Consider the following 16,739-nt stretch of genomic DNA (forward strand, 5'->3'; position numbering starts at 1 on the left):
CAGCTCGCCCGCCCGCATCGCCGCGTCCACCGCCGGCAGCTCACCCAAACGCGCCGCGGTCTCGAGCGTAGCCATCGCGGCGCCCACCGACGAGCCCGCCCGGCGCCAGCCAGTGGGCGGCGGAGCGCTCACCCGCGCCCCGCCAGAGGTTGGAGGCGGCCACCCGCCGCGCCGCTAGCGCCTTGCCCGCGGCACCCAGCTTCTCGATGGTGGCGAAGGTGTCGACCAGACCCGCCGCCGCCTCGGCAGGCAGCGTCTCGGGCTCGAGGGCAGCCACGAACTCGCGCAACTCCGCTTCCATCTCCTGCAGACGCATGAGAACTCCAACGTCCGGGGCTACAGCTCACGGGGAAACGAACGTATGTTCGATGCTAGCAGGCCCCAGCGACAAGACGCAAGCAAGTCCCTCGAGATTTGTGCTGGGTGTCTTCGCGGCGCGAACCGCCGTCAGCCGGTGAGGAAGTCCAGCAGCACGCGCGCCAGCTCGAGCGGCTTGTCCCCCTGGATGGAGTGGCCCGCGCCGTCGACGGTGACCACGGTGGCCGCGGGCCGCCGCCGCAGGAGCTCCTCGACGTCCTCGTCACCGACGACGCCCGACGCGCCGCCGCGCACGAGCAGCAGCGGGGCCTCGACCGCGTCGACCGCGGACCAGAGCGGTGAGAACGACGGCATGCCCTTGCTCTCCGACCAGTTGCGCATCGGGTCGTAACGCCAGCTCCAGCCGCCGTCGGGGAGCTCGCGCGCGTTGTGCAGGATGCCGCGGCGCAACGACGACACCGAGCGGGTCGGGTTGAACTGCACGGTGCGCTCGAGGATCTCATCGAAGCTCTCGAAGCGCTCGGGCCCGGAGACGAACGCCCGAATCGGCTCGGCCTTCGCCTCGTCGGTCCCAGGCGTGACGTCGACGACGACCAGCCGCCGCACGAGCTCGGGATGCTGGGCCGCGAGGCACCAGGCGGTGAGCCCGCCGAGCGACATGCCGACGACCATCGCGGCATCGGGCGCGAGCGCGTTCATCGCGACGGCCACGTCGTCGGCGAGGGTTGCGGGCCAGTAGTCGTGGTCGTCGCGCCAGTCGGAATGCCCGTGGCCCGGGAGGTCGATGGCCACCAGCGGGCGACCGAAGGCGAGCGCGACGGTGTCCCACGTGTGCGCGTTCTGCGCGCCCCCGTGGAGCAGGACGGCCTCCGGCGGCAGGCCGCCCCACACCAGCGCGCTCACCTGCCGCTTCCCGTCGACGGGCACGGAGCGGCGCTCCACCGTGGGGGGCCCGGACCACGGCAGGCCGACCTCGTCGGCGTTCTCGCGGAAGAGGCCCATCTCGTCATAAGCGGTCATTTGGTCCGCACACTAGGCGGGCGCAGGAAGCTGACACAGGGTCAGAAAAATCGGTACTGTCGGGCCGTGGACCTGAAGGATGTCGACCTCCTCGATCGCGACAACTACGTCGATGGCGTTCCCCACGAGATGTACGAGGTCCTCCGTCGCGAGGCACCCGTTCACTGGCATCTCGATCCCGACGGGCCGGGCTTCTGGGCCTTGACCCGCTACGACGACGTGGTTCTCGTGAACCGCGACAACGAGCTGTTCTCGTCGGCGCGCGGGTCGGCGCTGATCATCGAGCAGGACGAAGAGTCACTCTCGCAACAACGGCTGATGATGCTCAACATGGACCCCCCCATGCACACGCGCTACCGGCTGCTCGTGAACAAGGGGTTCACTCCCCGCATGGTCGGTCAGCTCGAGGAGCGGGCACGCGCGTACGTCAACGCGATGATCGACAACGTCAGTGAGCAGGGCGAGTGCGACTTCGTCACCGACATCGCCGCCGAGCTCCCGCTGCAGGTGATCGCCGAGGTCATGGGCGTGCCTCAGGAGGACCGGCACCTCGTGTTCGATTGGAGCAATCGCATGATCGGGGCCGACGACCCCGAGTACCAGGGCAGCCCCGAGGCCGCGTTCGAGGCGTCGGCCGAGCTCTACGCCTATGCCAACCAGCTCGCCGCCAAGAAGCGCGCCAACCCCGACGACGACATCATTAGCGTGCTGCTGCAGGCCGAGATCGACGGCGACCGCCTCACCGAGCTGGAGTTCGACCTCTTCTTCCTGCTGCTCGCGGTCGCGGGAAACGAGACGACGCGCAACCTCATCGCCCACGGCCAGCTGGCGCTGATGGATCACCCCGACCAACGGGCCCGGTTGATCGCCGACCCCTCGCTCATCCCGCACGCGGTCGACGAGATGCTCCGCTGGGGCACACCTGTCATGCACTTCCGTCGCACCGCGCAGCGCGACACCGAGATCCGCGGCCAGCGCATCGCCGAAGGCGACAAGGTCGTGATCTTCTACATCTCGGCCAACCGCGACGAGGACGTGTTCGACGACCCGTACCGCTTCGACATCGGTCGCACGCCGAACGAGCACGTCGCCTTCGGCGGAGGGGGCCCGCACTTCTGCCTCGGGGCCAACCTCGCCCGGCTGGAGATCCGCGTCATGTTCGAGGAGTTGATCCGCCGGCTCCCCGACATGCAGCCTTCAGGCCCGGTGCAGCGCCTCCGGTCCAACTTCATCAACGGCATCAAGCACATGCCGGTGCAGTTCACCAAGGCCCGCAGGGAGTCGGCGCCCCGCCCGTACGCGGTGTCCTAGCCCCCGCGCCGTCAACACCCGCTCGCCTGGTAGCCGTGCCGGCATTTCCAGGCAGCTACCGCGCGATCCCACGTACTCGCCGTGGAGACCACCCTGACGCCGGCGGGCAGCCGCCCGGGGTAGGTCCCGCCACCGAGCCACACCAGCGTGGTCGGATCGGCCGGACAGGCGCGGTCGTCGATCGTCGTCCCGGGCGGGAACGACATCGCGTCGGCTCCGTTGAGCGACCGCGCGTCCACCTTGAACACCGAGCACCTGATGACGAGGGTGTTGCCGCTGGAGCTCCATTTGAACAGCGCGTTCTCACCGGGGCCTGCCCGATGCGGGGTGACGTAGAGGCCGATGAGCATGTGATCCAGCGTCAAGCTCTCACTCTTGGGGCTCGAGAAGTCAGTTGCCTTCGACGGCGGCCGCTCCGAAACCCCGGTGTTGCACTGCTCCCACAGATTGTCGGCGAGGATGCCGCCGATCACGAAGTCGTTCTCGATGCAATCGTCGCGGATGCGGGTGAAGTACGTACCGCTGATGTTGAGCGTGGCGTCGTTGGCATTCCGCACCGTCTCCTCCGGCCGCACGCCGTCCTCGACGTTGTCGCACCGCAAGTTGTGGATGTCGATCGACCCCTTGCCGATGTAGCGGAGGCAGGCGCCGTTGTAGCGGGCATGTGCCTCCTCCCACGTGACCCCGTCCGCCAGCTGGCCTTGCGCGTCGCCACCGATGACGCAATCACCTACGGCCGGGGACCTCGTGCCGATCGCGAAGACGCTTTCGTTCCCGGCCAGTAGGTACGGATAGGCGACAGACGTGACCTTGTCGAGGGTGTACGCCACGTCGGGCCGCGGCGCTGCCTGTTTCCATTGGTGCGTCAAGTTCGTCCCCGCGGGAAGCGGCGTCGCCTGAGCCTTCCGTGCGCAGTTGTCAGTTGGATCGCCAGGGGATTGTGAGGAGTTGCCGGTCGCGGGCCGTAATGTCGTCGGGGTCGCCACGAGGGGGGCGCGTTTGGGTCTGGTCGATCCTCCGGGAGTCCCGCTCCGCCCCAGAAGCACCGCCATCAGCACGAAGCCCGCGACCGCGACGGTTGCAGCGGCCACGACACGACGGCGATTCGAGCCGGAGGAGGTGCCCGCCGTGGTCACTCGCGTACGCGCTCAACTCTCCGGAAGCGAGAGCTGCACCCCGTCGGATGCACTGCCAACAGCTCGGTCCGCGAACGGCGATCGCTTGTCGGCAACCGTGTAGAGCGCAGCGACGATGCCCAGCAGGACCCAGAGGTGACGGTAGTGCAGCACTTCGTGGGTGCCTGCGGTCACGGCCATGGCCACGAGCGCGCCGATGAGCGGCGCGGTTTCCGGGATGACGAGCCTGACCTCGTTCGACAGACGCCGCGGGTCGATGCTGGCGGCACGCACTGCGACCGCGCCGATGAGCAGCAGCAGCGCGACCTCTCCGAGGGCGCCCCGCTCGACCAGGGTGGCCAGGTAGTCGTCGTGGGCCGTCTTGACCGTCGCCGCTGCGTCGGCGCCCAATGTGAGGATGGTGGTGCCCGGCCCGCGGCCCAACAGGCTGCCGGTCAGGAAGAGCTGGAACTCCGACTTGAAGAGCGACTGTCGTTTGGTGGCGCTACGGGAGCTGCGGGCCACCGAATAGCGCAGCAGAGAGTTCTGAGAGTGTTGCACGTTGGGCGCGAACCGCTGCTTGAGGAGGAGGCCTCCGGCGCCCCCGACCACCAGGACCATCAGCACGACGGCGAGGGCGACGACGGAGTCGGCACGCCGGCGGATCACGACGAAGCCCGCCGCCAGCCCCGCCAAGGGAAGGCCCAACAGCGCGGCATTGGAACCCGTCAGCACCAACGCGCCGAAGATCATCAGGCCCGCGCCGACGCGGAGCCTGCGGTTCGTCGGACAGCGCGCCGCGATCAGGATGAACAGCGAGATGAAGAAGTAGTTGGCGGCCATGTTCGGGTTGTCGAAGTTGAGCTCGGCGCGCCCGCCCGTCGTGGGGTTGATCCCCGCCAGCGCGCGGTGGTGGGTGGCGACGGCGCCGAGCAGGAGGGTGGCCCACCCGACCGCGCTCCAGGCCCACGTGCGCAAGATCACCGACAGCCCCGCCGGCGTCCGACACGCGTTCACCACCGCCGCACACCACGCGAGGAGGAAGACATCCTGGCCCACGGCCAGAGCGCCCGCGCTCGGCGAGATGCTGAACATCGCAGCCACGCACCCGGTGATGACCAACCCGCCCACCGGCACCACGTAGGGCACGCGCAGGCGCTCCCGCGTGGCGCTCGCCCACAGCAGCGTGACCACCAGGGCCGCGGCCATGACGACGTCGGCGGGTGCCATGTGCCCCGGTCCCTTGGGACGCAGGAGGGGCAGGAGGGCGACGCCTGCTGCGACCGTGCCGACCATGAGGCGATCGCGTCGGTGCACGAAGCCCGCAGGCGAGTGGAACACCCGACGGTCGGGCGCCAGGACGCTCATGGACGGCTCGCGGTGCTGAAGGAGGCGCGTCGGTTCGCCGTTGTCGCAGCTGCCAGTCGTCGTGCGCCGGAGGCCATACGGGCCACGGTAACAACGCCACACATCGTGGCAAGGACGGGCCCCACCGTACCCGGAGCTACGGAATCGGCCGTATGTTCGCCGCAGTCTCGGCGGCCGGGCGCGGGGCGACGGACGGTGTTCTAGTCGTCCGAGGACGGGATCGCCTGGCCGCGTCCCAACTCGGTGAAGCGTTCGTTGAGCGCACCCACGATCAGATCGCGGTCGTGGGTGGTGGGCAGCAGCGCGCCATAGAGGTACGCCTCCACTTCGAGTGGCGTGCGCCTCCCACCCAACTCGAAGTACCGGAGCCACAAGTCGCCGTGGGAGAGGCGGGCCTCCCGGCGCGACTGATCGAGCACGTCAGGACTCTCGCGCATCGCTCGCTCTCATCCGCTCGACCCGTGAACGTCGAGCGCTAGAACGGACCCTCACTGTTGAAGGCGGGGTCGATTTTACAAATTCTGCGCCCCGCCCGTCTAGACGTCCGCTCGAAATCCCGCGAGTTTCGTCACTGTGGGCTAGACACGCGTCACAGGCCGGGAAGGGGGACCCATGCCAATCGCCCGTCGCGTCGTCATGGCGATCGCAGCTGCGGTCGTCGTCGCGCCCGCGTCCGCGGGAGCCTTCAGCAACGGCTGGTCGCCCGCCCGCGACCACGCGCGCGCGCGCGACGCCGCGTTCCACGCGCTCCTTCGCGCCAACGCCGCCCCCCGCGCCGCAGCCGCGCCACTCCCGTCGACACCGGCCGAGCCTGGCACCGCGAGCACCGTCGCGTCCTTCCAGACCGTCACGAGCGTCGGCCGCATCGCCCGGGACACGTCGCCGCCGCAGGCCGGTTCCGAGCCCGACACGCAGATCGAGCCCGACATCGCGGTCAGCCCGCTCGACCCCCGCGTGGTCGTCGCCACGTTCCAGCAGGGCCGCTTCGCAGACGGCGGCTCGGTCGACCCCGGCTTCGCCACCTCGCACGACGGAGGCGTCACCTGGCGCCACGGCAACCTCCCCCACCTCACCACTGCGGTGGGCGGCCGGTGGGGCCGGGCTTCCGACCCCGTCGTGGCGTTCGCCGCGGGTGGCAGGGTCTACATCCAGACGCTCGTCCTCAACGCCGGCAGCTGCGACAACGGAGTGGCCGTACAACGTTCCGACGACGGCGGCTTCACGTGGACCGACCCCTTCATCGTGCAGGAGGACGGGTGCGAGGGGTTCAACGACAAGAACTGGATGACGGTGGACACGTCGCCCATGAGCCCCCACCGCGGCCGCGTCTACTCGGTGTGGGACCGCAGCACCGCCAAAGGCGCGCCGCAGCTGCTCCGCTGGTCCGACGACGGCGGCGCGCACTGGGGGCCACTCGTCCACGTGACCGACGGGCACGCCGACACCATCGGCGCCCAACCGGTCGTGCAGCCCAATGGTGACCTCACCAACGTGTACTACCGGCTCGCGGCCGACGGCATCCGGCTCGTGGCCAAGACGTCGCACGACGGCGGGGCCACCTTCACCGACCACGTGCTCATCGACCACGCCACGCCGAGCGAGCCGGCGGACATGCGAACCGGCGGCCTGCCGTCGGTCACCGTCGACCCCCTGACCGGCCACCTCTTCGCGGTGTGGCAGGACGTGCGCTTCCGCACCGACGGGCTCAACGACGTCGTCATCACCCGCTCCGTCAACGGAGGGCGGTCATGGTTGTTCCTGGGCCGCGTCAACGCTGAGTCGGCACTCCAGCTTCGCGACAACTTCACGCCCGACGTGGCGGCGCGTGGCGGGCGGGTGTTCGTCACCTACCGCACCCGCTCCAACCGGGACGGCCCGTCGCTGTTCGTGGACGAGCGCTTCGTCCCCTCGCCCGACGACGGCCGGAGCTTCAACGGGGAGCTGGTGCTCGGGCCCGCCGCCGACCTGCGCTACGCCGCCCGGTCGCGCGGATACTTCCTGGGCGATTACATGGGCGTCGCGGCCGGGTCCGACGGCTCGGTCCACGCCGTCTGGTGCCTTTCGGCGGCGCCTCCCGTGCCCGAGCGCTACTTCCAGACCGCCTGGTCGGCGACGATCCGGCGTTGACCCGACCTCCGCCGGCAGGGCGCTGAACCACTACGGTTCGCGCATGCCCGTCCCCCAGCAACGCGATCTCGAGGTCGCCCGCGGCGCGCTCTCGAGATGGCTCGCCGACCGGCTCGGCGCCCGCGACGTGACGTTGTCCGACATCACCGGGCCCGCGTTCACCGGGTTCTCGAACGAGACGCTGCTGTTCGACGCCGAGTGGATCGCGGAGGGCGAGCGGCACCGGCAGGGCATGGTGGCGCGCGTCAAGCCCACCGCCTACACGATCTTCCTCGAGTCGGTGTTCGAGGAGCAGTACCGGGTGATGGAGGCCCTGGGCCGCCAGAGCGACGTGCTCGTGCCGCCGGTCGTCGGCTACGAGAGCGACGAGTCGGTGCTCGGCGCGCCGTTCTTCGTGATGCAGAAGATCGACGGCCGCATCCCCGAGGACAACCCGCCGTACCACACGGAAGGTTGGGTGACCGGGATCGCGCCCGACGACCGCAGGGCGATGTGGTGGAGCGGGATCGAACAGATGGCGCGGATCCACCATGTCGACTGGCGCGCGCTCGGCCTCGACTTCCTCGATGACGCGACGCGCGGGCAGCCCGGCATCGAGCAGCAGCTCGACTACTACGGCGAGTACCTCGAGTGGGCGGCCGAGGGGCGTCCGCAGCCGGTCACCGAAGCGGCCTTCGAGTGGTTGCGGGCCAACCGGCCGCACCCCGACGGGCCGGCCGGGCTGTGCTGGGGCGACTCGCGCATCGGCAACATGATCTTCGACGGCCACCGGTGCGTGGCCGTGCTGGACTGGGAGATGGTCACCCTCGGACCATGGGAGCAGGACCTGGCCTGGTGGCTCTTCCTCGACCGGCACCACAGCGAGGGCGTCGGCGTCGATCGCCTCGAGGGCTTTCCGAGCCACACCGACACGGTCGCCCGCTACGAGCAGCTGATGGGGCGGCCGGCGGAGCACCTCGACTACTACGGGGTGTTCGCCGGCTTCCGCTTCGCGGTGGTCATGATCCGCGTCATCGCGATGGCTGTTGCCTTCGAGCTGCTCCCGCCCGACACCGACATGGGCACGAACAACATCGTCACGACGCTGCTGGCCCGGCAGCTGGGGCTGCCCAGCTCGGTCGGAGGCTGAGGCGCCTCATTCGCGTACGGCTTCGGGCATGACCCGATCGGGAAGGGCGCCCCGCAGCGCTTCGGCCCCGAACAACGGCTCCGTGAACGGCGTGTAGTCCGGGCCCCGCCGCAGGGTCATCCCGCCGTCGACGCCGATCACCTGGCCGGTGACCCACGTCGACTCGGGCCCGGCGAGATAGCGCACCGCGGCGGCGACGTCGTCGACCGTGCCGACCCGGCTCACCGGCGTCTGCGCGAGGTAGTCGTCGAGCACCGGTCCGCCGGCGGTGATCCCCGCCACCATGTCGGTGTCGATCAGCCCGGGCCGCACGCAGTTCACGCGGACCTTCGACGGCCCCAGCTCGTCGGCCGCGACGCGCACGAGCATCTCGATGCCGGCCTTCCCGACGCAGTAAGCGCCGAGGTAGCGATGGGTCAGCGCGGCGGCGATCGACGAGACACCGATGAACGCGCCGCCGCCGCTGCGCACCATCACCGGCGCGGCGTGCTTCAGGGTGAGGAAGGTGCCCGTGACGTTGAGGTCGACGGTGCGGCGAAAGGCGTCCACGTCGGCGAGGACGAGCGGCCCGAGGTGCTCGGACCCTCCCGCGCACGCCACCGCCACGTTCAGCGCGCCCAGGGGCTCGGCCGCCGCGGCCACGGCCGTCTGCACCTGCTCCTCGTCGGTGACATCGCACACGCGCCAGCGCAGCGTCGTGCCGTCGGCGGCCGCTCGGAGGCGCGCCTCGGTGCGTCCGCAGATGGTGACCGTGGCACCGTCCGCAGCCAACCGACGCGCCGACGCCAGGCCGATGCCGCTGCCGCCGCCGGTGACGAGCGCGCTGTAGCCGTCGAGCGCGTTCACGACTTGGTGTCGTTCATTAGAATCCGTTCTAATCCGGTGGCGGCGGACCCCGCAATGAGACTGCCGCAAATGAGGAGGCGCTCGTGAAGCTCGGCATGCACATCGGGTACTGGGGCGCGGCGCCCCCGCCGTGGGCCCCCGGCGCCATCGCCGAAGCGGAGCGGCTCGGGTTCGACTCGATCTGGACGGCCGAGTCCTGGGGTTCCGACGCGCTGACGCCACTCGCGTGGTGGGGCTCGGCCTCGACCCGGCTGCGCCTCGGCACCAACCTCGCACAGCTCTCGGCGCGCACGCCGACGGCCACCGCGATGGCGGCGCTCACGATGGACCACCTGAGCAACGGCCGCTTCGTGCTCGGACTCGGCGTCTCCGGACCTCAAGTCGTCGAGGGATGGTACGGACAACCCTTTCCGAAGCCGCTGGCGCGCACGCGTGAGTACGTGTCGATCATCCGTCAGGTGCTCGCGCGTGAGGACCGCGTCACCAGCCCGGGGCCCCACTACCCGCTCCCCCATCCCGGCGGCCTCGGCCTCGGGAAGCCGTTGAAGCCCATCACCCATCCGCTGCGCGCCGACGTGCCGATCATCCTCGGCGCCGAGGGGCCGAAGAACGTCGCGCTCGCCGCCGAGATCGCCGACGGGTGGTTCCCGCTCTTCTTCTCGGCTCGGCACGAGCACCTCTACGCCGACTCGTTGCAGGAAGGCTTTCACCGCCCCGGCGCCCGCCGCTCGGCCGCCGACTTCGAGGTGCTGCCGACCGTCACCGTCGTCATCGACGACGACGTCGAGGCCGCGGCCGACTCGCTGCGCCCCGTGCTCGCCCTCTACGTGGGCGGGATGGGTGCGCGCGACATGAACTTCCACTTCGACGTGTTCTGCCGGCTCGGCTACGAGGGCGAGGCCCACAAGATCCAGCAGCTGTACCTGGAGGGCCGCAAGGACGAAGCCGCGGCCGCCGTGCCCACGAGCATGGTGGAGGAGATGAACCTCATCGGCCCCCGGGACAAGATCCGCGACGAGCTGGAGGTCTGGAAGGCCTCGATGGTCACGACCATGCTCATCGGGGGCGGCAACCTCGACACCATGCGAACCATGGCCGAGCTGGTGCTGTGAGCGCGGCGGCGCCGGCCGGGCGGGCGACACGTCGGCACTCGCGCCTGCCGCGATCCGCTTGAAGGTCCTCGTCACCGGCGGGACGGGGTTCGTCGGGAGTCACACCGTCGCCGCCCTCGTCGGACGAGGCCACGACGTGCGCGTGCTCGTGCGCGACCCGGCGCGGGTCGAGCACGCGCTCGGGCCGCTCGGCGTGGCGGGCGCCGTCGATGCGGTGGTCGGCGACGTCACCGACGCGCCGATGGTCGAACGCGCCCTCGACGGCTGCGAAGGCGTCCTGCACGCGGCCGCGGTCTTCACCCTCGACCGGCGGCGTGACGACGAGATCGCCGCAACCAACGTGCGCGCCACCGAGTTGGTGCTCGGGAGTGCCCGGCGCCTCGGGCTCGACCCGATCGTGCACGTGTCGAGCGTGTCCGCGCTGCTGCCACCCGCGGGCCCGGTGCTGGGCCCCGACGACGAGCCCGGTCACCCCACCGGCCTCTACGCGCGCTCCAAAGCCGATGCCGAGCGGGTGGCGCGGGCCATGCAGGCGGACGGCGCTCCGGTCGTCACAACCTACCCGGGCGCGGTGTGGGGGCCCGACGACCCCACCCGGGGCGACCAGGTGCGGATCGTGGTCGACTTCCTGAAGTCCGGGGTCATCCCGGTGACGACCGGAGGGATGCCGGTCGTCGACGCACGCGACCTGGGCGCGGTGCACGCGGCCTGCTTCGAACGCGGGCGGGGCGCCCGCCGCTACATGGCGGGGGGCGAGCTCGTGACCCTGCCGCGCCTGGTCGAGATCCTGCGCACACTCACGGGTCGTCGCCTACTGAGCGTGCCGGTCCCCGCGCCCACGATGCGCGCCATCGGCGCGTTGAGCGACCTCGTCCAGCGCATCGCGCCCATCTCGTTGCCTCTCACCCACGAGGCCATGGTCACGTTGACGGGCGGCGTCCCGTGCGACAACCGGCGCACCACCGACGAGCTCGGGGTCGCGTTCCGGCCGGTCGAGGAGACGGTCGCCGACACCCTAGGATGGCTGCGCGAGACGGGTGGGCTGACCGCACGTCATGTCGGGCGTCTCGGCCGCTGAGTCGAAGACACGCCGACTCGAAGACACGCCGACTCGAAGAGAAATGGCCGCCGACTCCCTCCCTCCCGATCCCCACCGGGGGCAACCGTTCCGCCTGCGGCTGCGTCGCGAGGTGCGGCGGGCCGAGCTCGCGCTGCTCGCCCTGGGTGTCGTTGCGGCCGGCTTCCTCGCCCTCCATCTCGCGGAGCGCGGCAACGAGGTGTCGCTCACCGCGCGCACCACGCCCGCCTCGCCCACGACCCAGCCGGGGCCGGCCCACGCGGCGACGGCACGCGCACCGTCCGAGGTCACCGAGCGCGGCCCGTCGCCGGCCCCGCCGACCACGGCGACCGCATCGCCGCCGACCACGACGACGCAAGACGCGCGGCGCGCCGTGGGCGCCGAAACTGCGACCACCGCGCCCACGGTGGACGATGCGGACGGAGATCCGGCGAGCACCACGACGACGAGCACGACCTCGAGCACGACGACGACGACCACCACCACCACGACGACGACGATCGAACCGCCACCACCGTGACGGCCGCGCTCAGCTGACCCGAGAGCCTCCGCCGTCGGCCCAGATGGTGGCGCCGTTGACGTAGGCGGCGCGACCGCCCGCAAGGAAGATGCAGGTGTTGGCGATCTCCTCGGGCGTGCCGATGCGCCGCAGCGGGTTGGCGCGCTCGAAGCGCATCTTCGTCTTCTCGTCGTTCGAGAAGATGACGGCGTCGAGCGCCTCGGTCTGGATCGTGCCCAGTGCGATGCAGTTAACGCGCACCTTGGGGCCCCACTCGACCGCGAGCGATCGGGTGAAGTGGTTGAGCCCGGCCTTGGCCGCGCCGTACGCGACGAGCCCGGGCGACGCGGTCACCGACGCCATGCTCGAGATGTTCACGATCGCCCCACCCGAGTCCTGCTCCTGCATCACCGCGTTGGCCCGCTGGCTGAACCACAGCGGGCCGACGAGGTTGATGGCGATCACCGACGCGTGGAAGCGGGGTGAGGTGGGCCCGGTGGGTGCCACCGGGGAGCCACCGGCATTGTTGACGAGGACGTCGAGGCGACCGAACGCGTCGAGCGTCCGACCGACGACGTCGTCGATCTGCTCGAGGTTGCGGACGTCGCACGGCACGTGGATGACCCGCCCCTCCGCGCCCTCCACGCCCTCGGCCGCCGGCGGTTCGTCGTACTCGCCGCGCGAGCAGGTGGTCACCCTGGCCCCCTCCTCCAGGAAGCGCCGCGCGATCACCTTGCCGACGCCGCGGTTGCCGCCGGTGACGATCACGACCCTGCCGTCCATCTCGTCACCCATGACACCGCCCATGTCGCCACTCACCTCCGGTGAACCACTCACAACCGGTCGGCGATCGCCAGCGCGTGGTCGTCGACCGAGCCGAATGCGGCGTCGAGCACCCACGCCCGCTTCAGGTAGAGGTGGGCGTCGACTTCCCACGTGAAGCCCATGCCGCCGTGCACCTGCACGCACGCCTTGCCGTTCTGACGGGCGGCCTCGCCCGCCATGAGCTTGGCCGTGGCGACGGCGCGCGCCGCGTCGCCGACGAGCGCGTCGTCGAGCGTGACGCCTGCGGCGTAGACCGCGGCGCGCGCCACCTCGGCCCGCACGACCATGTCGGCCAGCAGGTGCTTCACGGCCTGGAACGAGCCGATCGGACGGTCGAACTGCTGGCGCTCCTTGGCGTACGCGACGGCAAGGTCGGTCGTGGCCTCTGCGAAGCCCAGCATCTGCGCCGCCACGAGCGCGGCCCCCGCGCGTCGCCAGCGGGCAGCCTCCTCCGCGTCCGCCAGCGGCGCGCCGCGCGGCAGGCCGTCGACGCGGTGCACCGGCGTCAGAGGGTCGAGGGGGTCGGCGATCGGCTCCGCGTCGAACGTCGACGGCTCGATCGCCCACAGCCCCGCGTCGTCGATCGCGACGACGATGTCGAGCGCGTCGAGGTGCCCGATCACAACCTCGCGTTCCCGTTCGACCACACCGACCACCGCCGCGTCGACCAGCCCCGCGGCCAGGTGGGTTCCCGCGAGGGGCCCGGGCACGAGCGCGCGGCCCAGCTCCTCGAACACGAGGACGGCCTCGGCATGGCCCAACCCGACGCCACCGTCGCGCTCGGGCAGGCGCAGCGAGAACACTCCCGCCTCGGCCAGCTCACCCCAGAGCGCGCGGTCGACACCACCGGCGTCGACGAGCGCGCGCACGCGCGCCATCGGGAAGCGCCCCTCACAGAGCTTGCGCACACCCTCCTGCAGCGCCTGCTGGTCGGCGCTGAGCTCGAAGTCCATGCGTTCAGCGCTCCTCGGGCAACGCACACCACCGCGGAGTGACACGACCCCGTCGCGACATGACGCCGAAGACTACGCACCGAGAGCAGACCCCGCGTCGAGCAGGCGCAGGGTCTTGCGCCGCTACAGCGACGGCAGCGGCTGGGGGCGATCCAGCAGCTGAGCGAACGGGTCACCGACGGAGGCGACGCGTTCCAGCACGGTGTCGACGGTCCAGCGGTCGGGGCGCAGCTCGGGGTCGTCGAGCTCGTCCCACTCGAGCGGCACCGAGACCGGTGCGCCGGAGGCGGGCCGGGCGCTGTACGGCGCGACGAGCGTCTTGTTGATGGCGTTCTGCGTGTAGTCGAGGCGGGCCAGGCCGCCACGCTCCTTCTTGACCCATGCCCAGCTGACGAGATCGGGCACGGTCGCCCCCACCGCGCGTGACACCGTCTCGACCCATGCCCTCGTCTCGCCGAAGGTGTAGTGGTCGACGACAGGCACCCAGATCTGGACGCCGCGCTGACCGGTCACCTTCGGCAGCCCGCGCACGCCGAGGTGCTCGAGCGCCGTCCGGAAGAGGCGCGCCAGCGCCAACACCTCGTCGAAGGTGGTGTCGAGGCCCGGGTCGATGTCGATGAACGCCCAGGTGGGTCGACGGACGTCGCCGATGCGCGACGTCCACGGATGGAGCTCGACCGCGCCGTAGTTGGCCATCCACGCCAGCGCCGCGGGACTGTCGACGATCGCGTACCACTCGGTCTCGCCTGGGTCAGCGTCGGGGTTGCGCCACCGCTGAAGCCAGTCCGGCGCGTGGCTGGGCACCTCCTTGTGCCAGAAGCCGGGACGGTCGACGCCGTTCGGGTAGCGGTGCAGGTTCACGGGCCGGTCGACCAGGTACGGCAGCATCACGGGTGCGATCCGCGCGTGGTAGCGGACGAGGTCGCGCTTGGTCACGGGCGACCGGTCGTCGCGGCCCGGGAACAGCACCTTGTCGAGGTTGGTGAGCGACAGCTCGTGCCCCTGCAGGTCCCAGACGCCGTGTGTGCCCAGCGCGTCCAGCGCCGCGAGCTCGGCGTCGGTGACCGGTTGCCAACGCACGGCGAGCTTGGCGTCCGCGGCCGGCAGGTCGCTCCGCCACAGCGCGTCGGGCGCGGCCGCGACCTCGTCGTTCGTGCGGCCCGTCTTCACCGAGCGCGGATGGTCCTCCGGGCTCCAGCCGGCCACCGCGTGCTCGTCGCGCTTGTGCAGCAGCAGCCATTGCTCCTTGCCCGAGCCCGCTCTGTCGCGACGGATCAGCACGAGCCGTCCGGCCAGCTTCTCGCCCTGCAGATCGAGGTGGAGCTCGCCGGCCGCGATCGCCGCGGCCGGGTCCGTCGTGTTCGACGGCTCCCACGTACCCCAGTCCCACACGATCACGTCGCCGCCGCCGTACTCGCCCCTGGGTATCACGCCCTCGAAGTCGAAGTACTCGATCGGATGGTCCTCGACGTGGACCGCGAGCAGGCGGGCGGACGGGTCGAGCGTCGGGCCCTTCGGCACCGCCCAGCTGGCCAGGACGCCGTCGACCTCGAGCCGGAAGTCGTAGTGGAGGCGCCGGGCCCGGTGCCGTTGGACCACGAACCGGCGCCCGTTGGGCCCGAGGTCGGGCGCCTCGGAGCCACCACCCGGCTCCGGGGTCTGCCCGAAGTCGCGCTTCGCCCGGTACGCCGCCAGCTTGGACGGCTCCGACTCGGAAGCCCTGCTCTTCGCTGTCTGATTCTTTGCTGTCTGCTTCTTTGCAGGCTGCTTCTTCGCAGGCTGCTTCTTCGCCGGCGCCACGCGGATCCGTCCCCGCGCCCGCTATCCCTTGGGGAGCCCGAGGATGCGCTCGCCGACGATGTTGCGCTGTATCTGCGACGTCCCCGCGGCGATGGTGAGCGACAGGGCGTGCACCATGCCCACGACCTGCTTGTCGGTGAACGAGAGATCGCCGCGATCAACCAGTCGCATGGCGAGGTCGCCCAGGCGGTGGCGCATCTCCGAGTAGTGCAGCTTGAACACCGATCCGCCCACCCCGGGGACGCCCGTGCGCGCGGCCTGCGAGACGTTGCGCCGGGTGAGTGCCCACAGCGCGTCGAGGTCGGCCGCGAGGTGCCCGATCTCGCGGCGGATGCCGGCGTCGTCCCACGCGCCGCCCGCCTTCGCCGTGGTCACGAGGTCGTCGAGCAGCTCATGGGTATGGAGCATCTCGCTGACGAACGCGGTCCCCCGCTCGAAGCTGAACGTCACCATGGCGATGCGCCAGCCGTCGTTCTCCGCGCCCACCCGATTGGCCACCGGGACGCGCACCTCGTCGAGGAACATCTCGCTGAACTCGGCGGTGCCGTAGATCGTCCGCAGCGGCCGCACCTCGATGCCCGGCGCGTCCATCGGGAGGATGAGCCACGTGATGCCCCGGTGCTTCGGTGCCTCGGGGTCGGTGCGCACCAGCAGCTCGCACCAGTCGGCGACCTCGGCGTGTGATGTCCATATCTTCTGACCGGAGACCACGTAGTCGTCGCCGTCGCGCACCGCGCGCGTGCGTAAAGCTGCGAGGTCGGAGCCCGCGCCCGGCTCGGAGAAGCCCTGGCACCAGACCTCGTCGCCCTTGAGGATCGCCGGCAGGTGCTGCTCCTGTTGCTCGGGGCTCGCCTCGGCGATGAGCGTGGGCCCGGCGTGGAGCAGACCGACGAAGTTCACGCCGACGTACGGCGCGCGGGCGCGCTCGCTCTCCTCCAGGAAGATGAGCTGTTCGGTGGGCGACGCCCCGCGCCCTCCGAACTCTTTGGGCCAGTTGATGCCCGCGTACCCCGCGTCGAACAACATGCGTTGCCACCGAGTGTCGTACGCGCGCCGCCCGAGCCAGTCGTCCATCGCCGGCTTCGATGGCAACGCCGGGAGCACCGACTCCAGCCATGATCGCAGCTCGGCGCGGAACTGCTGCTCGGCGTCGGTGTAGCGCAGGTCCATGCTCATCTTCCGAGGTCGTTCTCGGGCGATGCTACCGACATTGCTGACGGCTCGTCAGGTGTGGGACG

16 protein-coding genes are annotated in these 16,739 nt (G+C 70.7%); 6 read left to right on the forward strand and 10 right to left on the reverse strand.

What is annotated here, in order from left to right; translation table 11 throughout:
* Nucleotides 1–40 precede the first annotated feature (40 nt).
* Nucleotides 41–316, reverse strand: coding sequence for a hypothetical protein (locus tag E6G06_15970; GenBank protein TML88515.1), 276 nt, complete (start codon nt 314–316; stop codon nt 41–43).
* Between the two features lie 131 nt (nt 317–447).
* Nucleotides 448–1,338, reverse strand: coding sequence for an alpha/beta hydrolase (locus E6G06_15975; GenBank protein TML88516.1), 891 nt, complete (start codon nt 1,336–1,338; stop codon nt 448–450).
* 66 nt (nt 1,339–1,404) lie between these two features.
* Between E6G06_15975 and E6G06_15980 the strand changes: the two genes are divergently transcribed.
* A complete protein-coding gene (locus E6G06_15980) occupies nt 1,405–2,649 on the forward strand; it encodes a cytochrome P450 (GenBank protein TML88517.1) in 1,245 nt (414 codons plus the stop codon).
* A gap of 11 nt (nt 2,650–2,660) precedes the next feature.
* Here the strand turns inward: E6G06_15980 and E6G06_15985 are convergent, their stop codons facing one another.
* From E6G06_15985 to E6G06_15995, 3 genes are all read right to left on the reverse strand, one after another.
* Nucleotides 2,661–3,479: a hypothetical protein gene (locus tag E6G06_15985; GenBank protein ID TML88518.1), complete on the reverse strand. Its 819-nt coding sequence runs from the start codon at nt 3,477–3,479 to the stop codon at nt 2,661–2,663.
* 318 nt (nt 3,480–3,797) lie between these two features.
* Nucleotides 3,798–5,132, reverse strand: coding sequence for a hypothetical protein (locus E6G06_15990; GenBank protein TML88519.1), 1,335 nt, complete (start codon nt 5,130–5,132; stop codon nt 3,798–3,800).
* A gap of 200 nt (nt 5,133–5,332) precedes the next feature.
* Nucleotides 5,333–5,569, reverse strand: coding sequence for a hypothetical protein (locus E6G06_15995; protein TML88520.1), 237 nt, complete (start codon nt 5,567–5,569; stop codon nt 5,333–5,335).
* A gap of 175 nt (nt 5,570–5,744) precedes the next feature.
* Here E6G06_15995 and E6G06_16000 point away from each other — a divergent pair, with 175 nt between their 5' ends.
* On the forward strand, nt 5,745–7,259 hold the full coding sequence (locus tag E6G06_16000) for an exo-alpha-sialidase (protein ID TML88521.1): 1,515 nt from the start codon (nt 5,745–5,747) through the stop codon (nt 7,257–7,259).
* Between the two features lie 43 nt (nt 7,260–7,302).
* A complete protein-coding gene (locus E6G06_16005; protein TML88522.1) occupies nt 7,303–8,388 on the forward strand; it encodes a phosphotransferase family protein in 1,086 nt (361 codons plus the stop codon).
* Between the two features lie 6 nt (nt 8,389–8,394).
* Here E6G06_16005 and E6G06_16010 read toward each other — a convergent pair whose 3' ends face one another.
* On the reverse strand, nt 8,395–9,234 hold the full coding sequence (locus E6G06_16010) for an SDR family oxidoreductase (GenBank protein TML88523.1): 840 nt from the start codon (nt 9,232–9,234) through the stop codon (nt 8,395–8,397).
* 83 nt (nt 9,235–9,317) lie between these two features.
* Here E6G06_16010 and E6G06_16015 point away from each other — a divergent pair, with 83 nt between their 5' ends.
* The 3 genes from E6G06_16015 to E6G06_16025 are packed head-to-tail and all read left to right on the forward strand — an operon-like array spanning nt 9,318 to nt 11,944.
* On the forward strand, nt 9,318–10,346 hold the full coding sequence (locus E6G06_16015; GenBank protein ID TML88524.1) for an LLM class F420-dependent oxidoreductase: 1,029 nt from the start codon (nt 9,318–9,320) through the stop codon (nt 10,344–10,346).
* 58 nt (nt 10,347–10,404) lie between these two features.
* The gene (locus tag E6G06_16020; protein ID TML88525.1) at nt 10,405–11,424 is read left to right on the forward strand and encodes an NAD-dependent epimerase/dehydratase family protein; all 1,020 of its coding nucleotides are present in this window, start codon (nt 10,405–10,407) and stop codon (nt 11,422–11,424) included.
* 43 nt (nt 11,425–11,467) lie between these two features.
* Nucleotides 11,468–11,944 (forward strand): hypothetical protein, encoded by a 477-nt coding sequence (locus E6G06_16025; protein TML88526.1) that lies wholly within the window; start codon nt 11,468–11,470, stop codon nt 11,942–11,944.
* Between the two features lie 9 nt (nt 11,945–11,953).
* On the opposite strand, the gene E6G06_16030 is transcribed toward E6G06_16025, so the two are convergent.
* The 4 genes from E6G06_16030 to E6G06_16045 all read right to left on the reverse strand — a co-directional run bounded on the left by E6G06_16030 (nt 11,954) and on the right by E6G06_16045 (nt 16,671).
* A complete protein-coding gene (locus E6G06_16030) occupies nt 11,954–12,718 on the reverse strand; it encodes an SDR family oxidoreductase (protein TML88542.1) in 765 nt (254 codons plus the stop codon).
* 38 nt (nt 12,719–12,756) lie between these two features.
* Nucleotides 12,757–13,701 carry an acyl-CoA dehydrogenase gene (locus tag E6G06_16035; GenBank protein TML88527.1) on the reverse strand — a complete coding sequence of 315 codons (945 nt, stop codon included), beginning with the start codon at nt 13,699–13,701 and terminating at the stop codon, nt 12,757–12,759.
* Between the two features lie 123 nt (nt 13,702–13,824).
* On the reverse strand, nt 13,825–15,501 hold the full coding sequence (locus E6G06_16040; GenBank protein TML88528.1) for an ATP-dependent DNA ligase: 1,677 nt from the start codon (nt 15,499–15,501) through the stop codon (nt 13,825–13,827).
* Nucleotides 15,502–15,522: 21 nt separating this feature from the next.
* Entirely contained in the window at nt 15,523–16,671 is a 1,149-nt protein-coding gene (locus tag E6G06_16045) for an acyl-CoA dehydrogenase (protein TML88543.1), read from the reverse strand.
* Between the last annotated feature and the right edge of the window lie 68 nt (nt 16,672–16,739).

This window comes from Actinomycetota bacterium (assembly GCA_005888325.1).
Taxonomy (GTDB): Bacteria; Actinomycetota; Acidimicrobiia; order Acidimicrobiales; family AC-14; genus AC-14.

Coding starts and splice junctions, on each gene's coding strand:
- E6G06_15970 (TML88515.1), bottom strand. CDS start 316: ATGCGTCTGCAGGAGATGGAAGCGGAGTTGCGCGAGTTCGTGGCTGCC.
- E6G06_15995 (TML88520.1), bottom strand. CDS start 5,569: ATGCGCGAGAGTCCTGACGTGCTCGATCAGTCGCGCCGGGAGGCCCGC.
- E6G06_16005 (TML88522.1), top strand. CDS start 7,303: ATGCCCGTCCCCCAGCAACGCGATCTCGAGGTCGCCCGCGGCGCGCTC.
- E6G06_16000 (TML88521.1), top strand. CDS start 5,745: ATGCCAATCGCCCGTCGCGTCGTCATGGCGATCGCAGCTGCGGTCGTC.
- E6G06_16045 (TML88543.1), bottom strand. CDS start 16,671: ATGGACCTGCGCTACACCGACGCCGAGCAGCAGTTCCGCGCCGAGCTG.
- E6G06_15975 (TML88516.1), bottom strand. CDS start 1,338: ATGACCGCTTATGACGAGATGGGCCTCTTCCGCGAGAACGCCGACGAG.
- E6G06_16035 (TML88527.1), bottom strand. CDS start 13,701: ATGGACTTCGAGCTCAGCGCCGACCAGCAGGCGCTGCAGGAGGGTGTG.
- E6G06_15990 (TML88519.1), bottom strand. CDS start 5,132: ATGAGCGTCCTGGCGCCCGACCGTCGGGTGTTCCACTCGCCTGCGGGC.
- E6G06_16025 (TML88526.1), top strand. CDS start 11,468: ATGGCCGCCGACTCCCTCCCTCCCGATCCCCACCGGGGGCAACCGTTC.
- E6G06_16030 (TML88542.1), bottom strand. CDS start 12,718: ATGGGTGACGAGATGGACGGCAGGGTCGTGATCGTCACCGGCGGCAAC.